General features: G+C 39.2%; 26 protein-coding genes, 7 pseudogenes and 1 riboswitch. Of the genes and pseudogenes, 8 read left to right on the top strand and 25 right to left on the bottom strand.

The features are described from left to right. Window positions 1–46: 46 nt before the first annotated feature. The gene (locus ABFG93_RS20975) at window positions 47–862 is read left to right on the top strand and encodes a hypothetical protein (RefSeq protein ID WP_347549928.1); all 816 of its coding nucleotides are present in this window, start codon (window positions 47–49) and stop codon (window positions 860–862) included. 59 nt (window positions 863–921) lie between these two features. On the opposite strand, the pseudogene ABFG93_RS20970 reads toward ABFG93_RS20975, so the two are convergent. Together ABFG93_RS20970 and ABFG93_RS20965 are read right to left on the bottom strand one after the other, a co-directional pair. Next, window positions 922–1,122, bottom strand: a pseudogene (locus ABFG93_RS20970) (DUF255 domain-containing protein); the annotation flags it as partial. Between the two features lie 104 nt (window positions 1,123–1,226). Beyond that, window positions 1,227–1,754, bottom strand: a complete 528-nt coding sequence (locus ABFG93_RS20965; protein WP_347549926.1) for a DUF6241 domain-containing protein — start codon at window positions 1,752–1,754, stop codon at window positions 1,227–1,229. A gap of 275 nt (window positions 1,755–2,029) precedes the next feature. Here ABFG93_RS20965 and ABFG93_RS20960 point away from each other — a divergent pair, with 275 nt between their 5' ends. Continuing rightward, the gene (locus ABFG93_RS20960) at window positions 2,030–2,254 is read left to right on the top strand and encodes a hypothetical protein (protein WP_347549925.1); all 225 of its coding nucleotides are present in this window, start codon (window positions 2,030–2,032) and stop codon (window positions 2,252–2,254) included. 285 nt (window positions 2,255–2,539) lie between these two features. On the opposite strand, the gene ABFG93_RS20955 is transcribed toward ABFG93_RS20960, so the two are convergent. The 3 genes from ABFG93_RS20955 to ABFG93_RS20945 all read right to left on the bottom strand — a co-directional run bounded on the left by ABFG93_RS20955 (window position 2,540) and on the right by ABFG93_RS20945 (window position 5,145). Further along, window positions 2,540–3,043: a hypothetical protein gene (locus tag ABFG93_RS20955; RefSeq protein WP_347549924.1), complete on the bottom strand. Its 504-nt coding sequence runs from the start codon at window positions 3,041–3,043 to the stop codon at window positions 2,540–2,542. Window positions 3,044–3,072: 29 nt separating this feature from the next. Continuing rightward, a complete protein-coding gene (locus ABFG93_RS20950) occupies window positions 3,073–3,777 on the bottom strand; it encodes a MerR family transcriptional regulator (RefSeq protein WP_347549923.1) in 705 nt (234 codons plus the stop codon). A 300-nt stretch (window positions 3,778–4,077) separates the two neighbouring features. Beyond that, entirely contained in the window at window positions 4,078–5,145 is a 1,068-nt protein-coding gene (locus ABFG93_RS20945) for a branched-chain amino acid aminotransferase (protein ID WP_347549922.1), read from the bottom strand. Window positions 5,146–5,524: 379 nt separating this feature from the next. On the opposite strand from ABFG93_RS20945, the gene ABFG93_RS20940 reads away from it, so the two are divergent. Beyond that, window positions 5,525–6,142, top strand: coding sequence for an acetate uptake transporter (locus ABFG93_RS20940; RefSeq protein ID WP_347549921.1), 618 nt, complete (start codon window positions 5,525–5,527; stop codon window positions 6,140–6,142). A gap of 45 nt (window positions 6,143–6,187) precedes the next feature. Here ABFG93_RS20940 and ABFG93_RS20935 read toward each other — a convergent pair whose 3' ends face one another. The 13 genes and pseudogenes from ABFG93_RS20935 to ABFG93_RS20875 all read right to left on the bottom strand — a co-directional run bounded on the left by ABFG93_RS20935 (window position 6,188) and on the right by ABFG93_RS20875 (window position 15,588). After that, entirely contained in the window at window positions 6,188–6,451 is a 264-nt protein-coding gene (locus ABFG93_RS20935) for a hypothetical protein (protein WP_347549920.1), read from the bottom strand. 147 nt (window positions 6,452–6,598) lie between these two features. After that, window positions 6,599–8,178: pseudogene (locus ABFG93_RS20930) on the bottom strand (long-chain-fatty-acid--CoA ligase). Window positions 8,179–8,425: 247 nt separating this feature from the next. After that, entirely contained in the window at window positions 8,426–8,872 is a 447-nt protein-coding gene (locus ABFG93_RS20925; protein ID WP_347549919.1) for a DUF6376 family protein, read from the bottom strand. 155 nt (window positions 8,873–9,027) lie between these two features. Continuing rightward, window positions 9,028–9,153: a hypothetical protein gene (locus tag ABFG93_RS20920; protein ID WP_347549918.1), complete on the bottom strand. Its 126-nt coding sequence runs from the start codon at window positions 9,151–9,153 to the stop codon at window positions 9,028–9,030. 124 nt (window positions 9,154–9,277) lie between these two features. Continuing rightward, window positions 9,278–10,207, bottom strand: a complete 930-nt coding sequence (locus ABFG93_RS20915) for an aminoglycoside phosphotransferase family protein (protein WP_347549917.1) — start codon at window positions 10,205–10,207, stop codon at window positions 9,278–9,280. A gap of 97 nt (window positions 10,208–10,304) precedes the next feature. Beyond that, window positions 10,305–10,712: pseudogene (locus tag ABFG93_RS20910) on the bottom strand (NUDIX hydrolase). Beyond that, window positions 10,712–11,017 carry a GrpB family protein gene (locus ABFG93_RS20905; RefSeq protein WP_347549916.1) on the bottom strand — a complete coding sequence of 102 codons (306 nt, stop codon included), beginning with the start codon at window positions 11,015–11,017 and terminating at the stop codon, window positions 10,712–10,714. The pseudogene ABFG93_RS20910 and the gene ABFG93_RS20905 overlap by 1 nt, the downstream one beginning before the upstream one ends. 7 nt (window positions 11,018–11,024) lie before the next feature. Continuing rightward, window positions 11,025–11,219 (bottom strand): GrpB family protein, encoded by a 195-nt coding sequence (locus ABFG93_RS20900; protein ID WP_347549915.1) that lies wholly within the window; start codon window positions 11,217–11,219, stop codon window positions 11,025–11,027. Between the two features lie 121 nt (window positions 11,220–11,340). Then, complete coding sequence (locus ABFG93_RS20895) at window positions 11,341–11,934, bottom strand: class I SAM-dependent methyltransferase (RefSeq protein ID WP_347549914.1); 594 nt, start codon at window positions 11,932–11,934, stop codon at window positions 11,341–11,343. Window positions 11,935–12,028: 94 nt separating this feature from the next. Further along, window positions 12,029–13,081, bottom strand: a complete 1,053-nt coding sequence (locus ABFG93_RS20890) for a PQQ-dependent sugar dehydrogenase (RefSeq protein ID WP_347549913.1) — start codon at window positions 13,079–13,081, stop codon at window positions 12,029–12,031. 71 nt (window positions 13,082–13,152) lie between these two features. Beyond that, entirely contained in the window at window positions 13,153–13,500 is a 348-nt protein-coding gene (locus ABFG93_RS20885; RefSeq protein ID WP_347549912.1) for a VOC family protein, read from the bottom strand. An 89-nt stretch (window positions 13,501–13,589) separates the two neighbouring features. Beyond that, window positions 13,590–14,417, bottom strand: a pseudogene (locus ABFG93_RS20880) (SDR family oxidoreductase). Between the two features lie 49 nt (window positions 14,418–14,466). Further along, the gene (locus ABFG93_RS20875; RefSeq protein ID WP_347549911.1) at window positions 14,467–15,588 is read right to left on the bottom strand and encodes an NAD(P)/FAD-dependent oxidoreductase; all 1,122 of its coding nucleotides are present in this window, start codon (window positions 15,586–15,588) and stop codon (window positions 14,467–14,469) included. A gap of 164 nt (window positions 15,589–15,752) precedes the next feature. Here ABFG93_RS20875 and ABFG93_RS20870 point away from each other — a divergent pair, with 164 nt between their 5' ends. After that, complete coding sequence (locus ABFG93_RS20870) at window positions 15,753–16,172, top strand: VOC family protein (RefSeq protein WP_347549910.1); 420 nt, start codon at window positions 15,753–15,755, stop codon at window positions 16,170–16,172. Between the two features lie 373 nt (window positions 16,173–16,545). Here ABFG93_RS20870 and ABFG93_RS20865 read toward each other — a convergent pair whose 3' ends face one another. The 3 genes and pseudogenes from ABFG93_RS20865 to ABFG93_RS20855 all read right to left on the bottom strand — a co-directional run bounded on the left by ABFG93_RS20865 (window position 16,546) and on the right by ABFG93_RS20855 (window position 20,325). Further along, window positions 16,546–17,148: a trimeric intracellular cation channel family protein gene (locus tag ABFG93_RS20865; RefSeq protein WP_347549909.1), complete on the bottom strand. Its 603-nt coding sequence runs from the start codon at window positions 17,146–17,148 to the stop codon at window positions 16,546–16,548. Window positions 17,149–17,260: 112 nt separating this feature from the next. Continuing rightward, window positions 17,261–18,748, bottom strand: coding sequence for a UDP-N-acetylmuramoyl-L-alanyl-D-glutamate--2,6-diaminopimelate ligase (locus ABFG93_RS20860; protein ID WP_347549908.1), 1,488 nt, complete (start codon window positions 18,746–18,748; stop codon window positions 17,261–17,263). Between the two features lie 273 nt (window positions 18,749–19,021). Continuing rightward, window positions 19,022–20,325 (bottom strand): annotated as a pseudogene (locus tag ABFG93_RS20855) (acetamidase/formamidase family protein). 175 nt (window positions 20,326–20,500) lie between these two features. Between ABFG93_RS20855 and ABFG93_RS20850 the strand changes: the two are divergent. Next, window positions 20,501–21,571 (top strand): DUF3900 domain-containing protein, encoded by a 1,071-nt coding sequence (locus ABFG93_RS20850; protein WP_347549907.1) that lies wholly within the window; start codon window positions 20,501–20,503, stop codon window positions 21,569–21,571. Window positions 21,572–21,738: 167 nt separating this feature from the next. Here the strand turns inward: ABFG93_RS20850 and ABFG93_RS20845 are convergent, their stop codons facing one another. Beyond that, complete coding sequence (locus ABFG93_RS20845; protein WP_347549906.1) at window positions 21,739–22,206, bottom strand: divergent PAP2 family protein; 468 nt, start codon at window positions 22,204–22,206, stop codon at window positions 21,739–21,741. A gap of 447 nt (window positions 22,207–22,653) precedes the next feature. On the opposite strand from ABFG93_RS20845, the gene ABFG93_RS20840 reads away from it, so the two are divergent. After that, the gene (locus ABFG93_RS20840) at window positions 22,654–23,094 is read left to right on the top strand and encodes a hypothetical protein (protein ID WP_347549905.1); all 441 of its coding nucleotides are present in this window, start codon (window positions 22,654–22,656) and stop codon (window positions 23,092–23,094) included. A 183-nt stretch (window positions 23,095–23,277) separates the two neighbouring features. Here the strand turns inward: ABFG93_RS20840 and ABFG93_RS20835 are convergent, their stop codons facing one another. Both ABFG93_RS20835 and ABFG93_RS20830 read right to left on the bottom strand, forming a co-directional pair. Beyond that, complete coding sequence (locus ABFG93_RS20835) at window positions 23,278–24,195, bottom strand: HNH endonuclease (RefSeq protein WP_347549904.1); 918 nt, start codon at window positions 24,193–24,195, stop codon at window positions 23,278–23,280. A 134-nt stretch (window positions 24,196–24,329) separates the two neighbouring features. Further along, window positions 24,330–24,449 (bottom strand): annotated as a pseudogene (locus ABFG93_RS20830) (SDR family NAD(P)-dependent oxidoreductase); the annotation flags it as partial. Window positions 24,450–24,778: 329 nt separating this feature from the next. Between ABFG93_RS20830 and ABFG93_RS23195 the strand changes: the two are divergent. Then, window positions 24,779–24,835, top strand: a pseudogene (locus ABFG93_RS23195) (hypothetical protein); the annotation flags it as partial. Between the two features lie 210 nt (window positions 24,836–25,045). After that, window positions 25,046–25,429, top strand: coding sequence for a GNAT family N-acetyltransferase (locus ABFG93_RS20825; protein ID WP_347549903.1), 384 nt, complete (start codon window positions 25,046–25,048; stop codon window positions 25,427–25,429). A gap of 36 nt (window positions 25,430–25,465) precedes the next feature. Here ABFG93_RS20825 and ABFG93_RS20820 read toward each other — a convergent pair whose 3' ends face one another. Next, on the bottom strand, window positions 25,466–26,311 hold the full coding sequence (locus tag ABFG93_RS20820) for a bifunctional 5,10-methylenetetrahydrofolate dehydrogenase/5,10-methenyltetrahydrofolate cyclohydrolase (RefSeq protein WP_347549902.1): 846 nt from the start codon (window positions 26,309–26,311) through the stop codon (window positions 25,466–25,468). Window positions 26,312–26,352: 41 nt separating this feature from the next. Beyond that, a riboswitch (ZMP/ZTP riboswitch) is annotated at window positions 26,353–26,435 on the bottom strand. Window positions 26,436–26,523: the final 88 nt, after the last annotated feature.

Below are 26,523 nucleotides of genomic sequence, written 5' to 3'. Positions count from 1 at the left end.
TAGTTTGGAGGAAACTAAGATTCTACTAAATACTAGAGAATGGGCTATGATAATTTGGACATTCTTCTTTATTCTAATTGGATTAATTACATTAATAAAAATTAATAGAGGGAAATTCATCCTAAAGATAATTAAAATGAGCTTAAGTTTATTTAAATATCTTGCATTCATAATCATATTGGTATATTTAGGGGCACTCTTATTTTTACTTAATAAAACTGGACTTGTAACTGGACTTGATTTATTAAAAGACTATATAAAGCTGCTAATTTTTACAATAATTCCTATGATAGTTTTAGTATTGACTAAATATGATGAAGTAGAACTTTCCAAAATGATCAAAGAAATTATTAAATTTAGTATTGTCCCAATGTATATAATAGGTGAATATACTTTCCATTTAGGTTGGGAGTTATTAATAGTATTCCTTGCAACAATTCTCACTTTGTTTGTTGCATTAGGTGAATATAATCAAGAATTCTTTATATTGAAGGTTTTTTCCAATTTTTTCATAACAATACTAGGATTACTTATTATCTTTTTTTCATTTAGGAATTTTTTTCAAAGCATTAATGATGTATATCAACTGATTTTTTGGAAAAAAATGTTTCTTGGTCTACTAGTATTCTTTCATCTCCCACTTCTATTTTTGTTACAAATTTCTGTATATTATCAAAAAATAATAACCCAATTGAAACTCAAAAACACACTTGTTGGAAATTTTAGAGGCAAATTAAAAGTAATGATTATCATATTTAAAACCTGTAATTGGAATAAGAATAAATTAGAAATAGCCTTTAAAGAAGTAAGAAGACATAGAGTAGAAACATTTAACAAACTAAATGAACTTTTATCTGCATAATAAAAAAGGAAGGGGATAATTCCCTTCCTTTATTGCTTTCTATCAATCTATTCATCAGTATAACAACTCACATGACACCAATGACACGTCGAATACCCAATAGATACAAGAACAGGTTTGTTCTCGCGTTTCGCTTTTGCAAATGCTTCTTCCCCCCATGGATACCATTCGACGGGGTTATAAGCATGCTGCAACAGATAGGGTGACTTTTCGTGAATCAACTTGTTCTCAAACTGGTGATTCTCTTTATCATGTTCCATTGCTTCACCCTCCAATGATCATTTTATTAGCTATTTATAGTTTAACAAATTGGTGAGAATAATCATAAATCAACAAATAAAAAATAGCGGTGAATCACCGCTTATCAAAAGTTTTCTGCCACAAACTCCTTCTCTTCTTCAGTTGTCATTAATCTTTCAGCCCTTCCAATCGTTCCCCCTTGCATCCTCCAAATCCGATTGTGCACCTCAACAGAGTTTCGAAAGTTTCCGTTGCTCCACTGTAACAACGTATCGTAATAGAAGTCATAGTTTTCATATTCATTCTTGCCTTTTATCTTTGCCAGTGTTGCAAGCATATTGCTAATTCGCTCATCGGTCATTTCAACAAGAGTCCATTTTTTATCAGCAACAACTTTTTGATGCGTCATGCCATGAAGCGTGTCCATAAAGTGTGTTTCTGTAGGAACTCCATTGTCTAAAGTGGAATTTTCTCCATCATCGATATAACGAGCTGGATCAATTTCTTCATCTGACTCCTCAGCCGACGTTTCAGTAATCCCTTTTTCTTCTTTTAAACTCGAATCCAAATCCGCAATAAACCAGTAGGCAAGACCCAGTATTAGTACAACCATTGCAGTAATTGAAATAACTAATGTTTTCGTTGAGGGCAATTTTCAATCCAACTCCTTTTGAATATTATAAAGACCTAAACCTGGTAACTAATATACTATGTATTGTTGAAATGTACTGATTCGTTGGTCTTATGTATCTCTTAAGAATAGAGGTATTTATTACTATGTTTCTAAGCTTGCTAGAAAAAGGGAAATTAGTCAATCATTTCATTGAATTTGCTCAGGGGTGTCCTTTAAACATTATAAAAAAGGGATAAGCGTATAAGCATGTCCTTCGGTTTGAACATACGTTATTAAGGAAGGAGGTGTCGTACATGGGAAAACGGCGTAGCGCAGCGAAACCAAGGTTATATCTGAATCAAAAAAATTCGATAAATGTTGAGACAAGCGAACGGGAAACTGCTCCTAGCTGTACTCGTTATTGTTCAAATGTTTGCCGTGCATTATTTCCTTTCGACTTTAATCGCTGTTTCAATGACTGCCTATCCTGCCAGGAAGATCTTTTGTTTGAAACAGATCATGAATTTTATGACGAATAAATAAAAGACTAGAAGTCACCAATCATGTGACTTCTAGTCTTTTATATTTTCTGCCTCCCCTTCATTCTTAACTTCAGTGCAAAACTAATGATAAAAATATTATTTGAAATTCCCCTAGTTAAAACTTAACCTCCTCTATCATTCTCGGAAGCCTCTTTATTTTTCTATCTCAATTCTTTGTTTCAACAACCAGTTATTTGATTCAAAACTAAAAAGCGACATCCTGTCATTTAAGACCTAAGATATCGCTTTTAAAGAATCATACTATTCTTTTTCTTCACTATTCTATTCATCCCCAAAGGTTTCAGTCACCCCAAACGTATCCTCATGGTCATAGTGATTCATCGCTTTATCGAGATCATGGAAATACCTGTGGAGTGTGCGAATTTCCAATGTGTTTGGCTCACTACTCGCGAGCTCCTTAATCGATTTCAAATCTTTCTCAAGGTCTTCATGTGCTACCCCTTTATCAAGAAAAATCGTAATATATGCAACTGCAGCATCTGCCTGCATTTTTTGAGCTTCCACATCAAGCTTTCGATCGATCATCCCATAGCCTGTTGTTCGGTTATAAAAAGCATGGAAATCGGCGACAAAATCTTCAACGTGACCATATTCAGTAGGAAAAGAAGCGGCGGAAACAACGTGATCTGAAGTCTTCACTTTTGAACCATTTACTTCTGTGTGCAGTGAAAAAATATAAATATAGAGAGCAGCGAATGTAGCAGCGACGAGGAGACTGAGTATGGAAAACATCATTTTGACTTGATCCATTTCATCTTCCCCCATTCAGATTTCTCCCTCTCTATCTCAATCTGTTATTTGGCAAAACCGAAAATATTTTTGATTTTTGATACGCCCCATTTAGGGTCTTGTATTTTAGCACTTTCCTCTCGAAATCGATCCTGGACAATTGCCATCAGTCTTTCCTCTCTCGCTGACATATGATCTTCTGAAATTTTCCTCTCCTTCGTAATTTCATACTGGTACAATTCACGCTCATCGACTGAAACATCAGCCAGCGCATCGATTTTCTTTCCAATGTTATTAAGTTCCATCTGGTTGATCGTCGCGTGAGCGTCCGATGCCGTAGCAATTTCTTCATGCACAATTTCATGGACCTGATGAACAATATCTTTTTCTAACCTTTTCACCGTATCATCTATTTTTAGTAACTGCTTAACCTCATCTGATTCTACAAACGATACAATTTTAGATAAGGATAAACGAATGTCTTCTTCCCCTTCCCTTTTCTGTGGTATAGCTGGCTCTCGAAAGTCAGGAGTTTCTCTTATATGCAATTCAAGAGCACTTGTTATTACATCATCTCCTGCACGACTCTCCTTCAAGTTCTTAATTAATTGAAGCACTTCAATGTCGCCAACTGTATACGTACGGGCATTATTCTCATCGCGTGGTATTGTCAGAAATGGAGCAAACTGCTCCTCCCATAATTTTAATGTATGACGGGACACATTCAACATGGAAGCCACCCTGGAAATCATCATTGTACTGTTTGTCATCTTCATTCCTCCCCGTTGATTTTCTAACAGTATTCCATGCGTCTATGTGTAAATTCCTGCCTGTTGACAAAGCTTCTTATAAACAGTCAGAGACTCTCAAATCTAGCTACATTCTTCGATTTAAACCCGTATCCTGTATTTTTTTGGACCTCAATGAATGATGAGGAACAAATTTCTCCCACCATCGAGTTGTGGTACCAATTCATAGCTTTAAATCGACAAGTTCAGATCAACTAGTCTTATAACCATGACAAAGAACCACCTCAAGGTATGAGGTGGTTCTTTGTCAAATTAAAATCACTACTTCACTGCTATCGTCCACTCATATCGATCTTCAAGCTTTCCGGTTTGAATGCCTGTGATGGTATCGTACAATTTCTGCGAAAGCTCTCCGATTTCGTGGTTGTTGATCACGATTTTCTTGCCCTGCCAGTTTAATTCACCAACTGGTGAAATAACGGCAGCTGTTCCTGTACCAAACGCTTCTTCTAGCAAGCCTTTTTCAGATAACTGGTAGAGCTCTTCAATCGATACTTTACGTTCCGTAACTGGGATGTCCCATTTCTTCAGTAATTCAATAACTGACATTCGAGTAATCCCCTGCAAAATACTGCCGTTTAGTGCAGGCGTAACCACTTCTCCGTTGATTTTGAAGAAAATGTTCATGCTTCCAACTTCCTCGATAAATCGTTTCTCTACCCCATCCAGCCACAATACATCAGCATTTCCATCTTTGTATGCTTTTGCCTGCGCTTGATAAGCTGAAGAATAGTTACCGGCAGTCTTGGCCATTCCCGTTCCACCTTTAACTGCACGAGTGAATTTATCCTCCACACTTATTTTGACTGGTGTTAACCCTCCAGAAAAGTATGAGCCAACCGGTGAAAGGATGATCATTAGTTTATACGTATGAGATGGAGCGACAGAAAGGTTAGGTTCTGTCGCAATGATGTATGGACGAATATAAAGTGAAGTTCCTGGTGTTGAAGGAACCCAATCTTTTTCAAGGCTAACCAGTTCTTTCAGGTATTCCATCACTCTTTCTTCATCAATCGGTGGAATGCTTAAACGCTCGCTTGATCGGTTTAAACGCTCGAAGTTTTTCTCAGGACGGAATAACAATATTCGATCACCTGAACGATACGCCTTTAATCCCTCAAAAACAGTTTGTCCATAGTGAAAAATCATAGCTGCAGGATCTAACGTAATTGGCTCATAAGGAATAATACGCGGCTCAAACCACCCTTTATCTGTTTCATAATCCATAATAAACATGTGATCTGTGAAGGTTCTTCCGAAAGGAATTTGATCCTTCTCTGGTTTTGGTTTCAGGTTAGTGCATTTCACGATTTCTAGATCATTACTCATTGTCAGGACTCCTTACTCTCTTGAAAGTAATAAATTCTTAAAAAAACTGTAACCTCTCACATAGAGGTTGCTACTATACTATCTATCCATTGTACTTCCAATCTCTAGCGAGTTAAAGCTTTATTGTACAGAAAGATGAAAAATTCAGAGCTTTCTTTATCATTCTGTTAAACTTCACAAAAACCTCTATAAAAAACATTTACCTACTAGAAACTTTTATTCTATTTCCATTCTTATATGAGAGCGTTATCTTTCCAGTCTCAACAAGCTAGTAGCAAATTCACTTTCAAGATCCACTGTGCCCTCTTCAATTTTTGCTATTGCATCTATCCATTTTTTTATGTAAATTAGTCAAGTATGTTTAATAGGAGGTCTCAACATGAATAACACACAAACAACACAACGGGTGCAAATGGTATCAGCCGATCCTTCAGCTATTGGATTATTCGGACTAGCTATGGTTACACTCGTTGCATCTTCTGCAAAGCTCGGTTGGACAGAAGGAGTTTCCTTCGTTCTACCATGGGCTATTTTTCTGGGTGGAATTGCGCAGCTATTTGCTAGCTTTCTAGATGCAAAGCATAACAATACATTTGGAACAACGGCCTTCGGGGCATTTGGACTATTCTGGCTCGGTGTTGGAACTTCATGGTTAATCCAATTCGGTGTGTTCGGCCAAGCTGCAGCAAGCGCTGTTGATCCAAAGCAATTAGGAATTGCGTATATTGGCTACTTAATCTTCAGCTTATTTATGACTGTTGGCGCGATGGAAACTCATAAAGTGCTATTTTTTATATTCGTCTTTATTGATTTCTTATTTATAGGTCTGACATTCTCTACACTTGGTATTCTACCTGAAGGAATGCATTTGCTCGCTGCAGTAGCAGAGTTTATGATCGCTATCTTAAGCTTCTATGGCTCAGCTGCTAGCGTTTTGAACACCCATTTCGGTAAAGTTACCCTTCCTGTGGGAAAACCGTTTGGTATTTTCAAATAAGGCATGATCAAAACCAAAACTAAAGAGGACAGATAGGGTAATACTTTATCTGTCCCCTTTTTCTATTCTCCTATTATCTGACTGCTTGAGCCAATACCTAAATCCTTTTCCTGCATATGTATCGTTCCATTCTTCTATCGTTAACTCAAACGCATTCCCATGATGTTCTTTAGGGACAATTAACCCTGATCCTTCTAACACATCTTGTTCTTTATCGTGCTGTAAGAAATAACATGGAGCATTTTCAAATATAATGTGTTGTTTTGAATCCATTTGCGGATGACAAAAAGGACATTGATCGTTAACCATTTCAACTCTCCTTGTAAGAATTTTTGAGATAAGTTGGGAATCACTATTGCTTGATTAATGAATTGCCGTCAATCAATCACCCCATTTCAATTTACAAGGAAGAAGCTATACATCTGCTCCTTTTTAGAACACTTCGATTGTGAGAACTTAGTTAACCATTCGCCCCTGGTCCTTCCAGAACGATTTACGGATTACAGCTTTTTGGATCTTACCTGATGCGGTTTTTGGTAATTCATTGATAAAAGAAACACTTTTAGGCACTTTAAAATGAGCCATTTTTTCACGACAAAACGCTATAAGTTCATCCTCAAGTAACGTTTCACCTTCTCTTAAGACAACTACCGCATGAGGGACTTCACCCCATTTTTCGTGCGGAATGGATACCACCGCAGCTTCCAGGATCGATGGGTGTTCATATAAAACACCTTCCACTTCAATTGAGGATATATTCTCACCTCCGCTAATAATCACATCTTTTTTCCGATCAACAATCTCAATATTACCGTTTTCATCCACGACTGCCATATCTCCAGTATAAAGCCAGCCGTTATGAATAGCTGCATTCGTTGCTTCTGGATTTTATAATACCCCTCCATCACTCCGTTCGTTCTTGTAATGATTTCACCAATCGCTTTTCCATTATGGGGTACCTCTACACCCAGTTCATCTACAACGTTCACTTTACTTCCAATCATGGCATATCCCGCTTTTGCTTTGAGACGATACTTTTCTTCAGAAGGACGTTCGAGATCCATAGACCTAAGTTCCGATGTGGTAATCAACGGCGATATTTCAGTCATGCCATATACCTGAATGAATTTCCATCTTAAATCCTCTTCTACCTTTTTAACGAAAGCAGATGGCGGTGCAGATCCTGCAATCACAACGCGAACATTTTGATTGATTGTCGGCTTTTCTTTTTCAAAGCTTTCGATTACCATATTAAGAACTGTTGGCGCCATATGTAATACCGTTACGCCATACTTTTCTATTTTTTCAAAAATGAGTTTTGGATCTATTTTTCGTAACATAACCTGTGTCGCGCCATTTGCCGTATAATAAAATGGAGAGCCCCAACCATTGACGTGGAACATCGGAAGAACATGGAGCAAAGTATCCTGGTCATGAACACGTAAATGGTGCATAGCTGACAACGCATGAAGGTAGTTAGCACGATGACTGAGTAAAACACCCTTTGGATCTCCAGTTGTGCCACTTGTATATAATAATGACGCAATATCAGTTTCTTCTATTTCAACCCTCTCAAATTGGGCACTTGAAAAAGAGGCAAGCCATGGCTCATAAGCGATAGATCCTTCATTAGCCTTACCGTGAATAATAACACTTTCTAGTTGAGAGATTTCCGGTAAAATCTCTTCCACGAGAGGATAAAGCACTTCGTCAACCAATAAAACCTTGCTTCCACTATGCTCTAGAATGAATTGGTAGTCCGCTGGTTTCAGGCGGGTGTTTAATGGCGTCATAATTGCACCAATCTGAAAAACGCCATAAAACCCTTCAAGCATTTCTGCTGTGTTAGGGGCCAGATAAGCTACTTTATCGCCTTTCTCCACCCCTAGTTCCTGTAATCCCCGAGAAAGTTGATTGACACGTCCGTTCATTTCCCTGTAAGTCAAGACGCGCTCCTCATCGATAATAGCTGGTTTCTCTCCATATAACTCAACAGCCCGGTCTAGAAAATCAGTCAATACTAACGGTACATTCATCCCATCAACTCTCCTTCTGATTAAAGCGGTTACATTTAATTGTAAGTATTCTCCTGTTATATATCAACACCTTAATAGTAATACAGATTATAGAATATGATTTTTACATTGCACAAGCAAGATTATTACACCAAAATACCCTCCTAGCTTAGATAGAGCAGAAGTTGTCAATATGATGCAACTAAAGACTTAGAATAAACGAAAACCCGCTTTAATAAAGCGGGCCATTCGGTTCTAGGAAACAATTTTATTCCCTCAATTGTTTAATCTCATTGATAATACTTGTAATCTCATTCAGTGATTGAAAAGCTTCTGTATTCTCAAGCAGGGATGGATCAAGCTGTCCATCCTGGATATTAGTTAAAAAAAGATCAATCGCATCTGTAGCTTTGTTGTTATTTTTTACAATTTGCTGATGGAGATCAGCCCCTACTTCAGGAGCCTCAAGCTCATTAAATTCTTCAATATCCTGCTTCATTTCTTTCAGTCTTGTTTCGAATTCCTCAAGTGCCTGCTGATCATTGATTGCCTGTTCAGCTAGCGACGGAGCTTCATTCGCAAAAGCACTGGCTTCATTTGCGTATTCTGTAGCTTCATCTACATAAGTTAATGTGTTATTAACATCAGTAAGGAACGAACATCCTCCGACGAAGAGAAGGAATATCAACGACAAGAGCATAGCATGTTTTTTCATTTTAGTACCCCTCTCCTGATCTAACTGTAATACGAAAGAAGCGATCAAAAGTTTCACATTCTACGATATAACTATATTTTCCATGAAATTGAAGGGAACATTCGAACAAAGAATTTGTTAACCTTCCAACACCATCCATTAAATACATGAACCTTTCATCCTGTGTGCTTGATAAATCGATCTTCTACCATTCTATCGTTAGATTTCCAGATTTCATTATAAAATTCAGACGCTTTTTTCATCATTGATTTACTACTTTCCAACTCTTTAATCTCAGCCACAACTAACACTCCTTATTTAGCTAAGAACCACTTACTATTCTATACACTAACACTAACCTTCAACTTTAATCCACCAACGGGTTCAAACGGACTGCTTGGGCCACTTATGGGACAGCGTGCCTGACTATTGTATGAATGTGTCCTTCAAAGGACCAAAATTAGCTATGTAGAGCTTTTCAAAAATCTCAATCCCTTGATAAAAGCTCTCATCAAATGTTTCGCCCTCAACTGTCCATGAGGTGGCTAATACCGTATGACAATAACCCCAGAGAAGTAACCTTTTTTTATCTAGATCAAGTTCTTTCACGAAGATTTCCACCCGCTTTTCGATTACACCATAAACTCCCTGATCAGGTAATTTATTAAGCATAAACTGTATCAAATCATACTCCATCTCACCGATTAACCCTTTAGGATCAATCGCCGTCCACCTACCCTGTCCAGAGGCAAGAACGTTATAATGATGAAAATCCCCATGAAGAAGCAAGCGTTTTTTAATTGTTTGATTTAAGGATGTGAAAATCCTTAATGCCCGTTCTAACGTCGCCCGGGATATAGGGCCAACACCCTCTGGATTTTGATCTATCATTTTTTGAAGTCCTTCTTCTCTTACCTTGGTTGTAGGAATCCGAGTATATGCAGGTGCACGAACGGATAAATCTTTCATTACATCAGCTGCTATCCGACAGGCATCCTCATCATCCTTTACTTCTGCGAGAGTATGCCCGGGTAATAGTTTCTCAAGAATAATAATTCCATTATCTCTATCAGAATCGATCAGTTGAACAATTCCCTTTTCCCCTAATAATTTCAAAGCTTCCACCTCATCAAGAAAGCCATCCCCCGGTATACATAGCTTCAAAACTAGCTTAGTTCTGTCTTCCATTACCGCGGGTGCAACGTAATTGATGGAGAGCGAATAAGGTTCTTTTATCTTCATAGTCCATTTATCTTCACAGTTTTGAATTAAAGACGGCAACTTTTGTAGCCAGGCTTCCCCTTCTGCTTTAAAGTAGAAACGCACGGACTGTTGAAAACGATATGGTAGTTCCATATGTCCTCCTAGTTTAATATCTTACTAATACTCTCCATAGTGAATGTGCCAGTGCATATGCCTAATACTTTGATATAGTGCTGTAAATTAAGTAAAACTAGAATTCTACATAAAACGGCTGAAACTCTTCATTTAAGCAATACTCAATTCTTTGTTTGAAATTTCCCCAGGTTACCATTTTTAATGCAAGCTCAATTGGAAAGAAACCCACTTCTAAAGCTTCAGAGGTTGTAGTTAGGTTTCCTCCAACTGGTCTTCATAAAAATAGTGTATTGCATATTGATCTACTGACATTTTGAAAAACACCGCAGAATTTTGTTACCTCAATATCCAAGCCGCATTCTTCCTTTGTTTCTCTTATTGCCGCGTCTTTCAGTGATTCTCCTTCTTCCACCTGTCCACCAGGCATTTCCCATCCACGCCTTGGTCCTTTAATTAATAGAACTTCATTCTTTTCATTTATGATTATAGATGCCGCTGAGACAATATGTTTTGGTGGTATCATCAATGAAGATTCCTTTCCATCTTAGCTTTTTCAATAATCCTTTTGATAAAAGGCTCTTTTCCCTTTGTATATGTAGGTCTTTCGATATATTTCACTATAAGTTCTTTTTTTAATTGTGCATACTCTTCTGCTGCTTTTGGATGTAACCTAAGATAATCACGAAACAAGTTTTTTTCAACCCACTGTGTACCCTTATATTCACAAATATACAAATGAAAGGATCCCTTCCGGAAAAACCTTCTATCTTTCAATTCGGGTTTAGGAATGTATTCATATTCAATTTTGCGTAACGGACTAATAAACATGTCAGCTTCATCTAAAGTCTTGTACACCTAACAGAATGTCAATGATTGGCTTCGCTTCCAGTCCCGTGATAGACGTGCTCCCGAAGTGTTCAATCCCAATAACTTTCTTTCTTAAAACACCAATTATTCTATTCTTTTCATCTTCAAATTGTAGTTTCCATTCAGGGTTATATTCCTTAAGAGTAACAATTGGTTTTGTCATTTACAGTTCCCACCTATTAAATTCACCTTAATTTCATTTGATTCTTCATACTTAATTGCAAACAGTGAATCTTATTTCTCACTATCCCTTATTAAATCTAAACCATTTCAAATAACTCAAGTTATTGTTTGTTAGAAGCTTCTATCACTATAAATAAACCTTTGAAATAGGATTCAACTTTATTTATCCTCATGTTTGACTGGTTAAGTAACTGCAATGTATCCCGGTTTAAATGACAACCATCACATATTTTTTTCCATATCGGAGTTACGATCTCTTGAGTTTTCCCTAAAACAGGTTGGTGCATTTTGATATGCTCAAATAATAATAAAGAGGCATTTGGCTTACACACACGTTGTATTTCTTTAATAGCCTGAGCGGGGTGAGGGATGGTACAAAATACAAGAGTAGCGACAACGCTATCAAATGTATTATTTTCAAAAGGTAATTTTTCAGCCTCTGCCCCATAAACATAGATGGGGACTTTTGCTTGTTCCAATTTGCTTTGAGATTGTTTTCTCATCAAAGGATTTGGTTCAATAGCATCTACCTGTAGTACACCATTATATAATGGGAAATTCACTCCAGTTCCTGAACCAATTTCTAGTACTCTTCCTTGCGACCTAGTTACAAGATTTTCTCTAATCTTACGAAACCTATACTTCTCAAAAGGCGCCATGACCGAATCGTAAAGTATTGGAAACCAGTTACCCATCTCTTATCACCCTAACTTTATGATTAAAATATACTATTTCCTCCACTTTAATAGTATTCCCCCTTAGCCATGAATGACAGCTCTTCTCAACTGTTCACTCTCCAACCCCAATTTTCACCATCCGATCATCTTCTTTAACAGGATTGCCTCTACCATCTCTATTGTTCGTAATCGCATAAAGCATGCTTTCTTCTTGATAGAGAGACCTGATTCGACCTATACTATCAACGTATTTCTTCGTTTCGCTTCCGTCGAGCTTAAATGTTCTTATTTCTTCGCCTCTAAGTCCTGCTACGTATAATAGGTCATCGTAAACAAGCATGCCAGATGGTGCCCACGTATCGTTTCCAGAATGATAGAGAGGGGTTTCCATGCCTTCTTTTTCCTCATCTCCTTCGATTTCTGGCCAACCGTAATTTTTCCCCGCTTCAATTTCATTAATTTCATCATGAGCGGATTGCCCATGCTCTGAATTGTAGAGCTGACCATTTTTATCCCATGCCAGTCCCTGTGGGTTTCGATGTCCAAAGGAATAAACAAATGAATGCTCGAACGGATTATCCTCTGGCACTGTCCCATCAACGTTCATTCTAAGGATTTTCCCTGCAAGGCTCGTCACATCCTGTGCTAGCTCCGGTTGTCCAGCATCTCCTGTGGTGATATATAGTTTTCCATCAGGGCCGAGCTTAATCCGTCCGCCATTATGAAATTGAGCTCCCGGGATGTTACTGAGCAACTCCTCCGTCTCTTTCCACACGCCATTTTCAAGCTTTACTTTTACAATGCGATTTAACGTAACGCCTTGCTCTTGATAGGTATGATAGATAAAGGCTGTGCTGGAACTTGAAAAATCCTGTAATTGCATACCAAGCAGTCCACCCTCCCCTTCATCATGAACTGAAAAACTGAGGTCGACTGGTTGTCTTGTCACCTTTCCGTTTGCAACCTCAACAATTGTGCCGCTTCGTTCTGTTAAGTAAAAGGTATTATCGGATTTAGTAATCTCCCAGGGTACATTCAGATTTTCAACAACGACGTCAATCTCCTTATTCATTTCTTCCGTTGGAGCTTCCTGAGAGCCTTCATTTCCGCCCGCACATCCAGTAACTAGCATCACAATAACAACCGCCCTTGAAAGCTTTAGCACAACGATCCCTCCTGCAGAATAACTCTTACTATTTAAAAAGCAGCCGTATCTCAACAGCCGCCTTACGGTCATTACTGGCAAATCATAAGGAGATTGCCGTCAGGATCTTTAAAATTAAACCAGTGACCGTTCTCAATGGCCGTGGTGAGAACGACACCTTTCTCCTTCATATAGGAGTATGCTGCTTCAATATCGTTCGTATCAAAATGAAAGGCTGGCCATTTATACACACTTTCTTCAGAATAAATTTTACTATCCAGGACCACACCAGTGCCTTTCATCGGCATCACGTATAAATGCCCTGCGACAATGTTGTCTGTTTCTGGAAGATTTAATAGATCACAATACCATGCCTTTGATTTTTTAATGTCTTTGACTGGAATAAATACTGTCCCTATTTCATTCTTAATAGGATTCATTTCATTCAACTCCTACAGTAAAAGATTACAAGCTCTTCTGTATTCTTTTTCTACAAGACAATTCCATCTCCTTCCTTACTAGTAGAAGATCACTTAAGTCCAACCTGTTTAACACTCCACTCCCACAGCCAGGCTGCAGTATCATCGTCAAGCGCCCTTATGGAGATGCTTGCAGGTTTCTTTTTGTAAAAGTACTGATCCGTTACGCCCGTACATGCCGGACTAGAAGCTAGATAGATAGCGGTTGCTGCCCCCTGTTCAGGTGTTTGAAAAACGGGAGTTAGTAGTTTCATAATTGTTTTACCAAACCCTGTTTCTCGATCAATACCAAGGTTTGTAGCTACAGCTCCAGGATGAAGCGCGTTGACGCTAATGGTAGTGCCCCGAAGAAGCTTATTCAGTTCCCTTACGAATAAAAGATTTGCTAGCTTAGAGATTGACCATAGGCTCGTGCGACATTATAGCGTTTCTGCAAATGAGGATCTTCTTTATGAATTTCACCCCATTTATGGGCACCAGATGACACGACGACAATCCTACCTTCTGAAGACCGCTCAATCCAATCGAGAAGCAGATTAGTTAAGAGAAAGTGACCGAGGCGATTAACCCCGAGAAGCTTTTCAAAACCCTCAGAGGTTTCCTGCCTTTTAAGTGACACAACCCCAGCATTGTTAATTAATATATCAACTCTGTCTACCTTCATTTTCACATTTGTATCAAATGACCTGATATTTTGCAGGTTAGCGAGATCGAGCATCAATAATTCGATGTGATCCTTCCCGCTCTTCGCCTTAGCATCTGAAAGAGCACGTATTACGGCAAGCCATGATCACATGTATGCCTTTCTTCGCGAGGGCCACCGTCGTCGCAAGTCCCATTCCCGAGTTAGCACCTGTTACAATTGCTGTTCTCGTCATCCGCTCTTCCTCCCTATGTAAAAAAAGCACAGCCAATGCTGTGCTTTCACTACATTCTTTCTATTGCAGCTGTAATGTCGTATTCCGCTGGATCTAATTCCGTATCCCGGCCGAGCGCGAGGTGGGCAAGCTCGCGGCCAAGGTATGGACCTGACGTTAGACCGGAAGCTCCAAGGCCATTAGCGGCAAGTAATCCCTTCACTTCCGGTACAAAACCAAATACAGGGAGAAATCCAGGCGTAAATGGACGGAATCCTACTTTTGTTTCAAGTACTGTGCTATTCGCAAGGCCAGGCGCGACTGTCAATGCTTTGTTGAAAATTTCATACAGGCCGCCAGCTGTCACTCTGTTATCCAATCCAGCATCATTTTCATGTGTAGCACCAACAACAACTCGTCCATCATCAAAGCTCAATAAATACTGATCGTTTGGAGGCATCACTAATGGCCATTCATTTGTTACCTGATCAGGAACCTCCAAATGGACGATTTGAGCTTTTTGGGAAGTTATTTTAAATTCGAGACCAAGTGGCGTCAATAGATCCTTTCCCCATACACCTGCTGTTACAATGACCTGGTCTGCAGAGATCGTCTCGTTACCAACCTTTACGCCTGTTACCTCATTCTCTGTATAAACAAGCTCAGCATTACTAATGAGACTCTTTGCTCCATGCTTTTCTGCTGCTTGTAGAAGTGCTTTTCGTAAGCTTGAGCCGTTCACTCTTGCAGCACCACTTACAAACACTGACTGATATTCTAGTCCGAGAGGCGGAAAACACTTCTGGGTTTCTTCTACCGTTAATTTTGTAATGTCCCCAATTTCAGGCGCATCTTCTCTCCGCTTTTTAGCTCGTTCAATCATTTTATCAAGCTTGGTTTCATCTGTGTGAAGACTAATTGCGCCAACTTTTTTGTATCCTGTTTCGGTTTCTCCATCGTTCATTAATTGCTGAATCAATTCAGGATAATACTTCGCACCAGCCTTTGCAAGTCGATACCAGACTTTGTTTCGACGTTGCGAAAGCCATGGGCAGACAATACCCGCCGCTGCTTCCGTTGCCTGTCCTGGCTCCTGTCTGTCAACAATGATCACCTTTGCTCCTTCTTTTGCAAGGTGGTAGGCTGTAGAAGCCCCAAGAATTCCTGAGCCAATAATAATAGTTGATTTCATCTCTAACACCTAATTTCATCAAATTCGATTCTTTTTCCATTTTACTGAAGATAACGTATTTGCTCAAATCTATCCTTCCCGAACTAATGATAGGCGACTTTCCTATTTAAGTGATCTTTCATTATGCTAAAATAAGGCCATTACATCCAAAAGGAGCATGCACCATGAAGAAAACGTTAGATCATATCGGCATTGCGGTCAGACGCCTCAATGAAAGCATCCAGTTTTATACCGAGGTATTGGGCGGTGAGCTCTTTGATCGTTACCGTAGTGAAGCGACAGGTGTAGAAAGTGAGATTGCTGTCATCGACCTTAATGGGAGTCGCATTGAATTGCTTATGCCTACAAATAACACCACGTCACCCATCGCGCGCTTTATGAAACAAAAAGGGAAAGGTGTCCACCATATAGCCTATGTTGTTCCAAACCTTGATCAGGCTTTAGAAGAATTAGAAGGACAAAACATTCGCGCAATGGAAGACACGCGTCGTGTTAATAAACATGGCCGTCGGCTTATCTACCTCAATCCAGCTGATACCGAAGGAACCATTATTGAGTATTGTGATTATCCTGACCTTGATTAATCTTTTACAGCTAGATAAATGCAAGGCGAAAAACAAGAATCATGAAAAGCAGGAAAGTAAGAACAAGGAGTACGTTTAGTCTTGTTGGCAAATCACGGTTACGATTAGGTTTATCACTCATGTTGTTATCTCCTTTCAGAAGTCTAATAATTGATATCGCTCATAATGGAATGTGAAAATCAATCGGATTAGGATTTCACTACTCCTTATCGTTTGCATTTTAGCACAAATCATCATGATGATGACTCATATTCCTAAAATTAGTTCGTGGCTACTTGTGATATTGTGAGTTTCATACGAAAGTTACATTAACTATTCAAAGCAAAAAGCAGCTTTTTTTAGCTGCTTTTTGCTTTGAATATAGTGAAGACTTTTAATGAAGTTTACGATATGGCAATTTCCAACTAAACCGGAGTGAAAGCATTCGAAGAAAGACAATTGATACAAATAATAGCATCAATGGTGGTAATTCTTGCGGATAGCCAAGTCCGATAAGCAATCCAGCAAGCATCGCCCAAACAGCATAAACTTCCTTTTGGAGAACAGTCGGTTTTCTTCTCGCAAGAAGATCACGGATAATACCGCCACCAGTACCAGTCATCGCTGCAGCAACCATTGCTGCAATAAAGGGATGACCCATCTCCTCAGCATACAGTGCTCCTTGAATAGCAAATGCCGCTAATCCTATGGCATCAAAAAAGCTTCCCCATTTCTCCCAGTAATAGTTGATCCAGGTTGCTGGAAAAACGAAAATGATAAGAATGGTTCCTATTGCAACCATAATAAGCACATCCTGCTCCCAAATCGAAGCAACAGGTACCCCAATTAATAAATTACGTATGATTCCGCCGCCAAAAGCTGTTGCTAATCCAAGCACGATGACACCAAGGAAATCAAATTCCTCTTCTAATGCAACCAGCGCCCCACTGGCTGCAAAAGCAATGGTTCCGATTATATTTAATATCTCCCACGTCACTACATAACGCCCTTTCTATTCCACTCGAAAGTTAAAGTGTACGTGACCTTCCCTCTCTTTTCAACCTTTTTAAATTGGTAGTTACAAAGAAAAAAGCCTCTACATGAAAGGCTCAGGAAGATATATGGTAGTACATTTGAATAAGGTCTTCGTCCGAATGAGGAATTTCATTTCCTCTAACGATTTGGGCGCCGTTAATACATCCGCTCGTTAATAAGATAATGTCATTTTGACTGCCGAGCTCAAGTGATTTCAGTACTCCCTCTCTTCTCGTGTTTGTTCGATGAATGTGAGGGACATTCGGATCGGAAAATCCTGACATCACTTTGTCTACAATGATAGATGGATCATGATAACCAGGATGGTCGACTGTTACGATGATTTCATCAGCTCGTCCTTCAATGGCTTTTGCCATTTTCGGCATTTTCTCAAAATCACGAATGCCAATGCCGGCGATCATCACAATTAGTTTTCGATGCTCGATCTTTTTAACTTCATCAACTAGCCTTGTCAACGCAACTGGCGTATGAGCATAGTCAAGAATAATCGTTTCATTAGACGGACCTGCAATAACCTGGAAACGGCCTTCTGGACTTTCAAGCTGTGTTAATGCCTGAATTACATCGGGAAGCGTGTACCCAAGTAAAAGGGCAGTCCCCATTGCAGAGAGCACATTTGCTACATTATAATCCCCAAAAACGGGGACAAAAACATCAAATTTCTGTCCGTTCGTAAGTAATGTAAACGATGTTCCGTTTCCGGAAAGTTGAAGATCAATAGCTTTTAAGTCAGCTTCCGTTTCCGGTTGTAAGCTATATGTGACCATGCGATTATCAAAGTTGCTTACAAGATCAAGACCCATTTCATCATCTACATTCACAACAGCACTTCTCGCTTGATTGAAAAGTCTCATTTTGCATTTCTTATAATGGTCAAAAGTATGGTGATATTCAAGATGCTCCGGTGAAATATTCGTTTGTATAGCAACATCAAATTGAAGGCCTTCAACACGCTTCTGATCAAGAGCAATCGACGATACCTCCATCGCCACTGCTTGATCTCCGTGTTCATGGAGATCCTTGAAAATTTTGTGAAGATCAAGTGATTCAGGGGTCGTTGGGGTACTTTTCTTATAAGGAATCCTTTTTGTTGAAGACCAGATCCCTGTTGTGCCGATTGAGCTGGAAGGCATACCAAGAAGTGTTAGCAACGAGCGAACATAAGCAGCAACGGTTGTTTTGCCATTAGTCCCAGTTATACCAATGGTATTTAGCTTCTCATCAGCAGCTTGATAGAAGTGCTTTGAAAAATAGGCCATTGTTTTTCGAACATCATCGACCAAAAGGATTGTGCAACTCGGGTTTGTTTCGGAAAGACTTGCGGCAAGGTCTTCACGTTCAGCTACAATTGCAGCTGCACCTCTCTGAATCGCATCTTCAATGAACTCATGACCATCATGATTTTCACCTTTAATAGAGAAAAAAATAGAGGAAGGCACCGCCATTTTTGAATGAAAAGTTAGTGCCTTTATCTGTTGGACCATTGGCCCATAAATTGAACGTATAGTATGGAATTGAAGCTGGTCAAATTGAATAATCATGGTGAATTCCTCACTTTTATGGTTGCATCATTTACTTTTATTGGAAAATTTTTAAAGTGAAAGTAAATAATAGATCATTACTTAAATTCCCCATATCTTACTAAATAGAAACATTTATTTACTTATAGCTTGTGCAATTAGTCCTATATTTATCAAATTCACGCGAGTAAAACAAGGTTTTACCCGCGTGAATCAGGTACGTAATCACAATAGCAGTTAACGAACAACAGACAGCTCCTTATTCATAAGCTGCCTCTGTTGTTTTCAAACCGCTTATTCCGTAAAAGCTTGATAGTGGTTCTTAATTAAATCAGTTAAACTCAATTCATCTAGTAGATGTGTTGGAACAAGGAATGTTACGGTAACAACTCCCGGGTGTCTACCGATCTCAATCGAGCCTGTGATTGTTGCACGGTTCATAACTTCAGGAACTGTTAATCCAAGCGTATCTGCCGCTCGCTGTAATCCATTATCCGTTGCGTCATTTAACGTAGCTCCTGTTCCGATAAATGAGACAGGAAGAGATTCTTCAAGCTTCGAAACGCCATATAATCCTGCAACCTGTTTGGCAGCCTGCTTTTCTTTTGCAGTAAATGGCTTTGCAAGATATGGAAGATCCTCCGGTACAGGAAGTATAATTGGTCCGTCCAAAGTAAGGTCTTTAATAACCTTAGCCTGAAGATTGACTATACCTATTACATCTGTCGTATGTCCAGCAACTTCACCATTTCCCTGCATCGCATGCATATCTCCTACATAGATGCCACCGCCAGGTACTTTAACAGGACAGATCAAAACGGCGCCTTCTCGCACTCGATTAATATCCATATGACCATCTGTGCGTTCTTCAAGTTGTTCCTTTGTGACGCCATAATCATGAGGGGCGTCGATGAGAAATTGGCCGAAATCTCCAGCGTTATGGGAGTCAGGCAAGGCGCGAGATGGCGTAGTTCCAAGTTGTCCTAGAAAAGGACGTAGTCTCGCCATTGTACCTACAAGATCGGTTGGTGCAAACGTTACAATTGGATTTTGGACGGAGTTTTCAGGAGTTGCCATGAACTCTCTTCCTTCCGTACCAATGTGATTTGCCGCTGCTTCATCCACGGTTACACCAACTGTTCGATTGGAATCGAATGCCATCGTATAACCGTTTGTAAACACAAATGGTGTAACATCCTCTCCACAACTTGCACAGCGAATTGCTTCAGGCCCTATTCCTTCAATTTTGGCATCAGGATAGAGTTCCCACAACCGGGGCACTTCACAGCAATAAAAGGGTCTCCAATAAATCGTCCATCCACGGGACGATCATTACCAGAAGCCGTTCCCATAGATGTCACTTGAATAGATTTGATTCGGATTGCAATGGCGTCCCCAACTTCGGCGCCTTCAACAAAAACAGGTTTTGTAACCTCATGTCCCCCTCGCAAACAGGGTGTGATCATTGGTCCCCAGCATCCAGGTGCTGTATTTGCTACGATATGACCGCCGTCTTTTAGAGGACCGAGCATTTTTTCAGCTGGATCCAGGACGCCATTCGTAAACTCATTGACATAAATTGTTTGCTTTGCTTCCATTTCCTCTCCCCTTTACATTATTATTTCTACCTTTATTATAAGAGTTTTGTCGATTCTAGTAAAAAAGAAATGGCTTAAACCTTAAACTGAACGATTGACAGTTAACACAGATGATTGACGAATTCATTAACCTTGCCTATACTGAATGAACGCAAACTTAAAGACAGGTGATGACATGGAACTCAAGATGCGATACCTCTCCTTTTATTTAATCCAGGTTGATGGTAGCGGGGAAAGTGAAGAAAGACGATTCAAGCATTATCAAACGCTTGATCAAGAGCATTACGAAGACAGTTCTCTTAAAACGTTCCTTGATGGTGAACTAGCTAAAATCATGAAGAGAAAAGTAGATCGTCACGCTAAATCAGAAGGCGCTCCTACTAAAATCGGGCGATTCGTCGTAGAACCAGGGTACGACCTAACGTCAAACCCCAATTACAATCTTTTTGATAGGACACGCCATGCTGAAACAGGGGATGATTTTGAAACTTCGGCGGATCAAATCGTTCAAATGTATCTCGACACAAGCGCGATACGTGGGGGCGTTCTGATCGTTGCAACAGCTAAGCTCACTAAACTGTTTGATGATCCATTTCTATTTATTATGAAATGCGATTTTGAACAAAAGGTAGCAACGATTACAGATGAAGAAACACTCATCCAAAATGTTGAAATGGCTATTACTACAAAGAGCATGAAATCCGTCCAATACCCCTACATGCCAGAAGAAGGCATGATCGACAGCGCTGAGATCAAAGTCCACCAATCGTCTCACGCCCGTTACTTTGAAGACTTCTTAAAATGGGTCGAATATGAAAAGTCGATGCCTGAAATCGTGAAGACTCAGACGGTGGGCATGGTGCAGGAGCACATCCAAGAAACGTATCAGGAAGAAAGCGAAGAAAAGGAAGAGTTCGAGCAAGCGATGGAAGAATGGGCAGCTAGTCCTAAACGTGAGCTACAGGAGCGGTTTACAACGGAACAGGTCGTTGAAGCAACCTCCCAAATCGTTGAACACTCCCCTGACGTTGAATGGAAGATAAAGCTAGACCATGTATCAGTGAAAGCGATGCTCTCTGACTTTGGAGAAACGATTCATCTTGCGAAGGTGAATGGGAAGTATGTACTTGCGATTGAAGCGGATGCGATTACGTTTGAGAAAGGCTTTTCTCCTGTGGAGTTTCATAAGCCTGATACGCTTCAGGAAGTGGTCGAGCGTATTTATAAAAAGAATGAGAATGAATAAATAAGCAGCATCCACTAACCACATTTCACAAACTGCCTATTAAGAGCATTTATTAATGAGGCATAAAAAATAAGAAAAAGTATACAAAAACGCTCAGAGGATAAAGTTGCTCTGAGCGTTTTTGTATACTTTATATACTAAAGAAAGAGGGTTCCCTTACTTCACTTTTACTTATTCTCATTTTTAGCAGAAATATAGCCTAAAATAGCACCTAAAATCGCTCCACCAAGTACCTCTACCGGTTGATGTCCTAAAAGCTCATTCAGTTCCTTTTCCCTTTCTACAAACTCAAAGCTAGGAAAATCTCCTGAAATTGCAGCGAAGTTATCCTCCAAATCATTGACAAGATGAGCAATCTCACCCGTGTGACGTCGGATTCCCTGCGCATCATACATGACGATCACACCAAAAATGGTTGCCAGTGCAGTTTCCGTATGGCGTGATCCTTTATTTGTAGCTATATAGGTAGCCAGTGCTGAAACGCCCGCTGAATGTGAGCTTGGCATCCCACCTGTTGTAGCCACCTGCTTTACATCCCACTCTCCTGTCAGTCTCTTGTAAGTCAGGATTTTAAGTCCCTGTGCAATCGCAATCGACGATATCGCCGTCAAAATTCCTCTGTTCATCTTCTGCATCTCTTTCACTCTCCACTCTCAATCATTTATGTAACAGGTTGCTTCTTTTATTTCCAATACCCTAAGTGGAGGATTTTAATCGACGAGTTAGGACTTTCTTTAATGAATTTATCGACCTCACCCCTTTCGAACTTCCTTTTAGTTTAAAAAGCTCCAACCCTACTACTTCACCTACTATGAGTTTGTTCCAGAATAATTTTCATTTGATTACCATCCACATTGTAAATAATGGTGAAAATCACTCATTTTAATATAATTCAGTTACCAACACCCATTTAAACACCTGAAATGAACGACTTTATTATATATTAAAGTAAAAGTTATAGTATTAAACAAAACCATTGACTTATAAATCAGTGGATTTCATACTAGCTGTAATGGATTCAGTTGACGTAACGTTCTTACCCGATCGAGCAAGAATAAATAAACATACTTCCTGAAAGGGTTGTGATAGATAAGATGCTTTATATATGGGACATCGAGAATATAATTAAAGATACATTACATGAACACAATTTAGACATTAATTATGAATTTAACAATAATCTAACTTCACCTATGAGTTATAACGTATCCACCAATACTATAAAATTTAACTACTTAGAAGTTAATGGTTATACAGGTAAAATAAACTTTAAAATTAAAGAGACAGAAGAAAACATCGTTAGAATTCTTCTTTATCATGAGATCGGTTATTATTTGGATTTCAAGAAACACAAACATGATTTAAGAATTCTAATGTATGATGAGGAAGAGATACAACAAGAGCTTCTATCTGAAATAGAAACGAATGCCTGGGAATATGGAAGGAAATTGATACCTGAACAACTAATAGAATCCTTTGATAAAGTTCGTGAATTAGATAAAATGCTGCTTAAAGGCCAATAGATGAACTTTTATCTGACAGAAGTTTACTAGACCTCATGTTGGTAGAAATATGTTAAATCACATTCGAATGAAAATAGTATACAGAATGAAATCCCACCTCCAAAGTTCTCTAACTAACTTTGGAGGTGGGATTTCATATATAAAAAATATCGAGTTTTTAGATAGTAATGCTGTAAAAGAATCTTAGGTTCTGAAAATATACTTCTTATGCCACTTAAAATACACTTTATTTTCGAAATAAATTTGTAATTTAGCCCGTGGTGCTAATCCATACATTACATAATCTTCATTTCTTATCACTGAAGAAATGTGCAAACGACCTTGCCCATCAAATGCAATTAATCCTTCATTATAAAGCGCATCATGATTACTACATAGTAACAAGCCGTTATACGGGTCCACCCGTTCAATGTTTGTGCTGTCTTTCCATGGCTTGGAATGGCTTGCTTTTAGCACTTCTGATAAGTTTATAGCACACAATGCACACTTACCTTTCCATAGAGGAATCAAATCTTTTCTGAACTTTTGTTCGCCCCATCGCATTTTTGTTTTCGCTTCAGACTCTGTTTCAGTAATCACTGGAATAAGTGTATTTCGTTCTGTTCTTCTTACCTCATCAATTGTTAATTCTAATTGCTCGTCATTTACTTGATAAATATTCAACTCGCTTATTAGTTCGAGTAGCTTAATGGCTAATTCTTCGTTACATGGATACAAATAGCCTGGATTCCCATTAGCATCTTTCTGAAATGGTGCATACTTAATAGGTAACAGTGGAAATATTTCCTTAAACTTATCCCTTACATTAACCGGGACCTCTAAATCATGATATTCTAGATTCACTAAGTATCCTTCGATTCTTTCATTACTACTCTCCAAATTAGATGGTTTACAAGCCTCTTTGCATCCTTCACTTGCAATGCTAACCGCAACAATATTTCCTTTTACATAGTGAAAGAATTGATCTCCTTCATTTACTTCAGTTATTCGTTTCCAGGAATGAGGCTCATTACCTCCTTTATCTTGTTTTGGCGACCAAATCATCCCTAAATCTTTTTCTATCTGGTAAGTGTCACCTTGCATGACAATAAAACTGTTCATCTTTTGTCCCCCAAATCACGTTCTTCTATCACTTTTTCTATTTTACATGAAATACTCTCATTTTACTTCCCATTCACTTTGTATACTTCCCCAAATAAAAACCAGCAGTCGTTTGCCTTTCTTTGGTTGATCGTTTATCGAATCCCTAAGTCTCCAGCCTTGTCTTCTCGACGACCTAAGACCGCAACGTTCGCTCCCTCATTAGCAAGGTGCCTCGCAATCGCTTCACCTACTCCACTACTCGCTCCTGTAACGACGGCTACTTTTACCTCAAGTTACAATCTTCATTTCCATACCTATCCAATTAAAATAAAGTTGACCGTAGCTAAGTTGAATGAATTTATTAATGCTCGTACACTCATTAAATTCACTGGAGTAAATCTGAATCTCACATTAAAATAGAGTTAGATAGGGGGGTATCAATGTTAACGAATGATCAGCTAACAGATATTGAAAGGCTCAAAAACATTTGCGAAAAGGAAGACCAAATCTCATTGAAGTTGAATTTTGATTTTCTGAGAAATCGGAAGAACAATGAAAAGAGAGATTTTTTCATTACGAAGAGGAAGAGCTAGTTGGATTTATAGGGCTATATGGTTTTGGCAATGTCATCGAGGCTTGCGGAATGGTTCATCCAGACTATAGAAAAAAAGGGATATTCACCACCCTCCGACATGAAGCTCTAGCTATCATTAAACAAATAGAGCCTGAACAAGTACTCTTGAATGCACCTGCAGAATCAAAATCCGCAATAGTGTATTTAAAGAATTTACCATGTACGTATTCCTTCTCCGAACATCAAATGAAATGGATTCCCTGTAAATTCACACAACAGTTGACGGGGGTTTCATTGAGAAAGGCACAAGCAGAAGACCTTTCTTACTCTAATTGGTTAAATAAGATCTGTTTTCAATCGACTCATGAACTAACCGGTATCAATGAGTCGGATACGTACACTTCCTTTATAGTTGAAGAGAAAACGATAAAACGAGGAAAAATACATATTGAACCTTTGGGAAAGCAAAGCTGGATATGCGGCTTTGCGGTAGAACCAGAGCATCAGGGGAAAGGTATTGGAGCAGAAGCATTAAGAACGGCAATTTCTATGGAATTGGAACAAGGACAGGAAATCTACCTGGAAGTAGCTCTCGTCAATGAGCATGCTATGAACCTCTATCTAAACTGCGGTTTCCAAATCATAGAGACTCAAAACTATTACGAACTAACGCGATAATTACAGAAACCACCCCGCCTACGGGGTGGTCTCTGACTAGTCGACTGTTTTTTCTGCTGCGTCAACGGTATGCTTTAATAAGGTAGCAATCGTAACTGGACCTACACCGCCTGGTACTGGTGTAATATAAGAAGCGTTCTCGGCAGCAGCTTCATATTCAACATCACCAATGTTCCCTTTATTGTAGCCAGCATCAAGCACGACTGCGCCTTCCTTAATCCAATCGCCTTTAATAAATTCAGGCTTTCCTACAGCTGCAACAACAATATCAGCTTGAAGGACATGGCTTGCAAGATCTGTTGTTCTAGAATGACACGTTGTAACCGTTGCATTTTGATTGAGTAAAAGCGCGGATACCGGCTTGCCAAGAATCGGGCTTCTACCAACGATAACAGCATGCTTCCCTTCTGCTTGAATATCATAATCTTCCATGATTTTCATGATCGCAGCTGGAGTACAGGAAGGAAATGTTCCAAACCCGAGTGCTGTTTGACCATACCCTGCACTCGTCACACCATCAACATCCTTCTCGATTGCTATCGTTTCAAAAGCAAGTCGCTCATCAATTTGCGACGGGACAGGGTGTTGAAGCAAAATACCGTGAACAGAAGTATTCTGGTTTAGTTCCTCAATCGTCTGAACTAATGTTTCAGTGGTTGTTTCTTCAGGGAGATGAATCTTTTTAGATGTAATGCCAACTCGCTCACAGGCATTCCCCTTCATTCTGACGTACGTTTCAGAAGATGGGTCATCACCAACAAGAATCGTTACTAGACTCGGTGTCACACCTTGCTCTTTAAGGGCTATAACTCTTGTTTTCAACTGATCTTTTATACGATTTGCAACAGCTTTTCCGTCTAAAAGTTTCGCTTCGTTTGTCATATGAATTCCTCCTGAAAATTGGTTAAAAATGAATACGGCCACTTCTTCGCCCAGACGACCGGCTTTAGGCACTGCAGCTCCCCTATGGTTCCTTCCACAATTGTCGTCAGTAACTGCAATGAATGGTTTCTACGGATATAGTAGCACAAAATGTGTTATAAACAAATAATTTCATGTAAATATTCTTAAAAAGTTAATAAATATCCACAGAA

The organism is Pseudalkalibacillus hwajinpoensis, assembly GCF_039851965.1.
In the GTDB taxonomy this organism is placed as follows: domain Bacteria; phylum Bacillota; class Bacilli; order Bacillales; family Guptibacillaceae; genus Guptibacillus; species Guptibacillus hwajinpoensis_E.
This window is presented reverse-complemented; position numbering and strand designations above follow the sequence as displayed.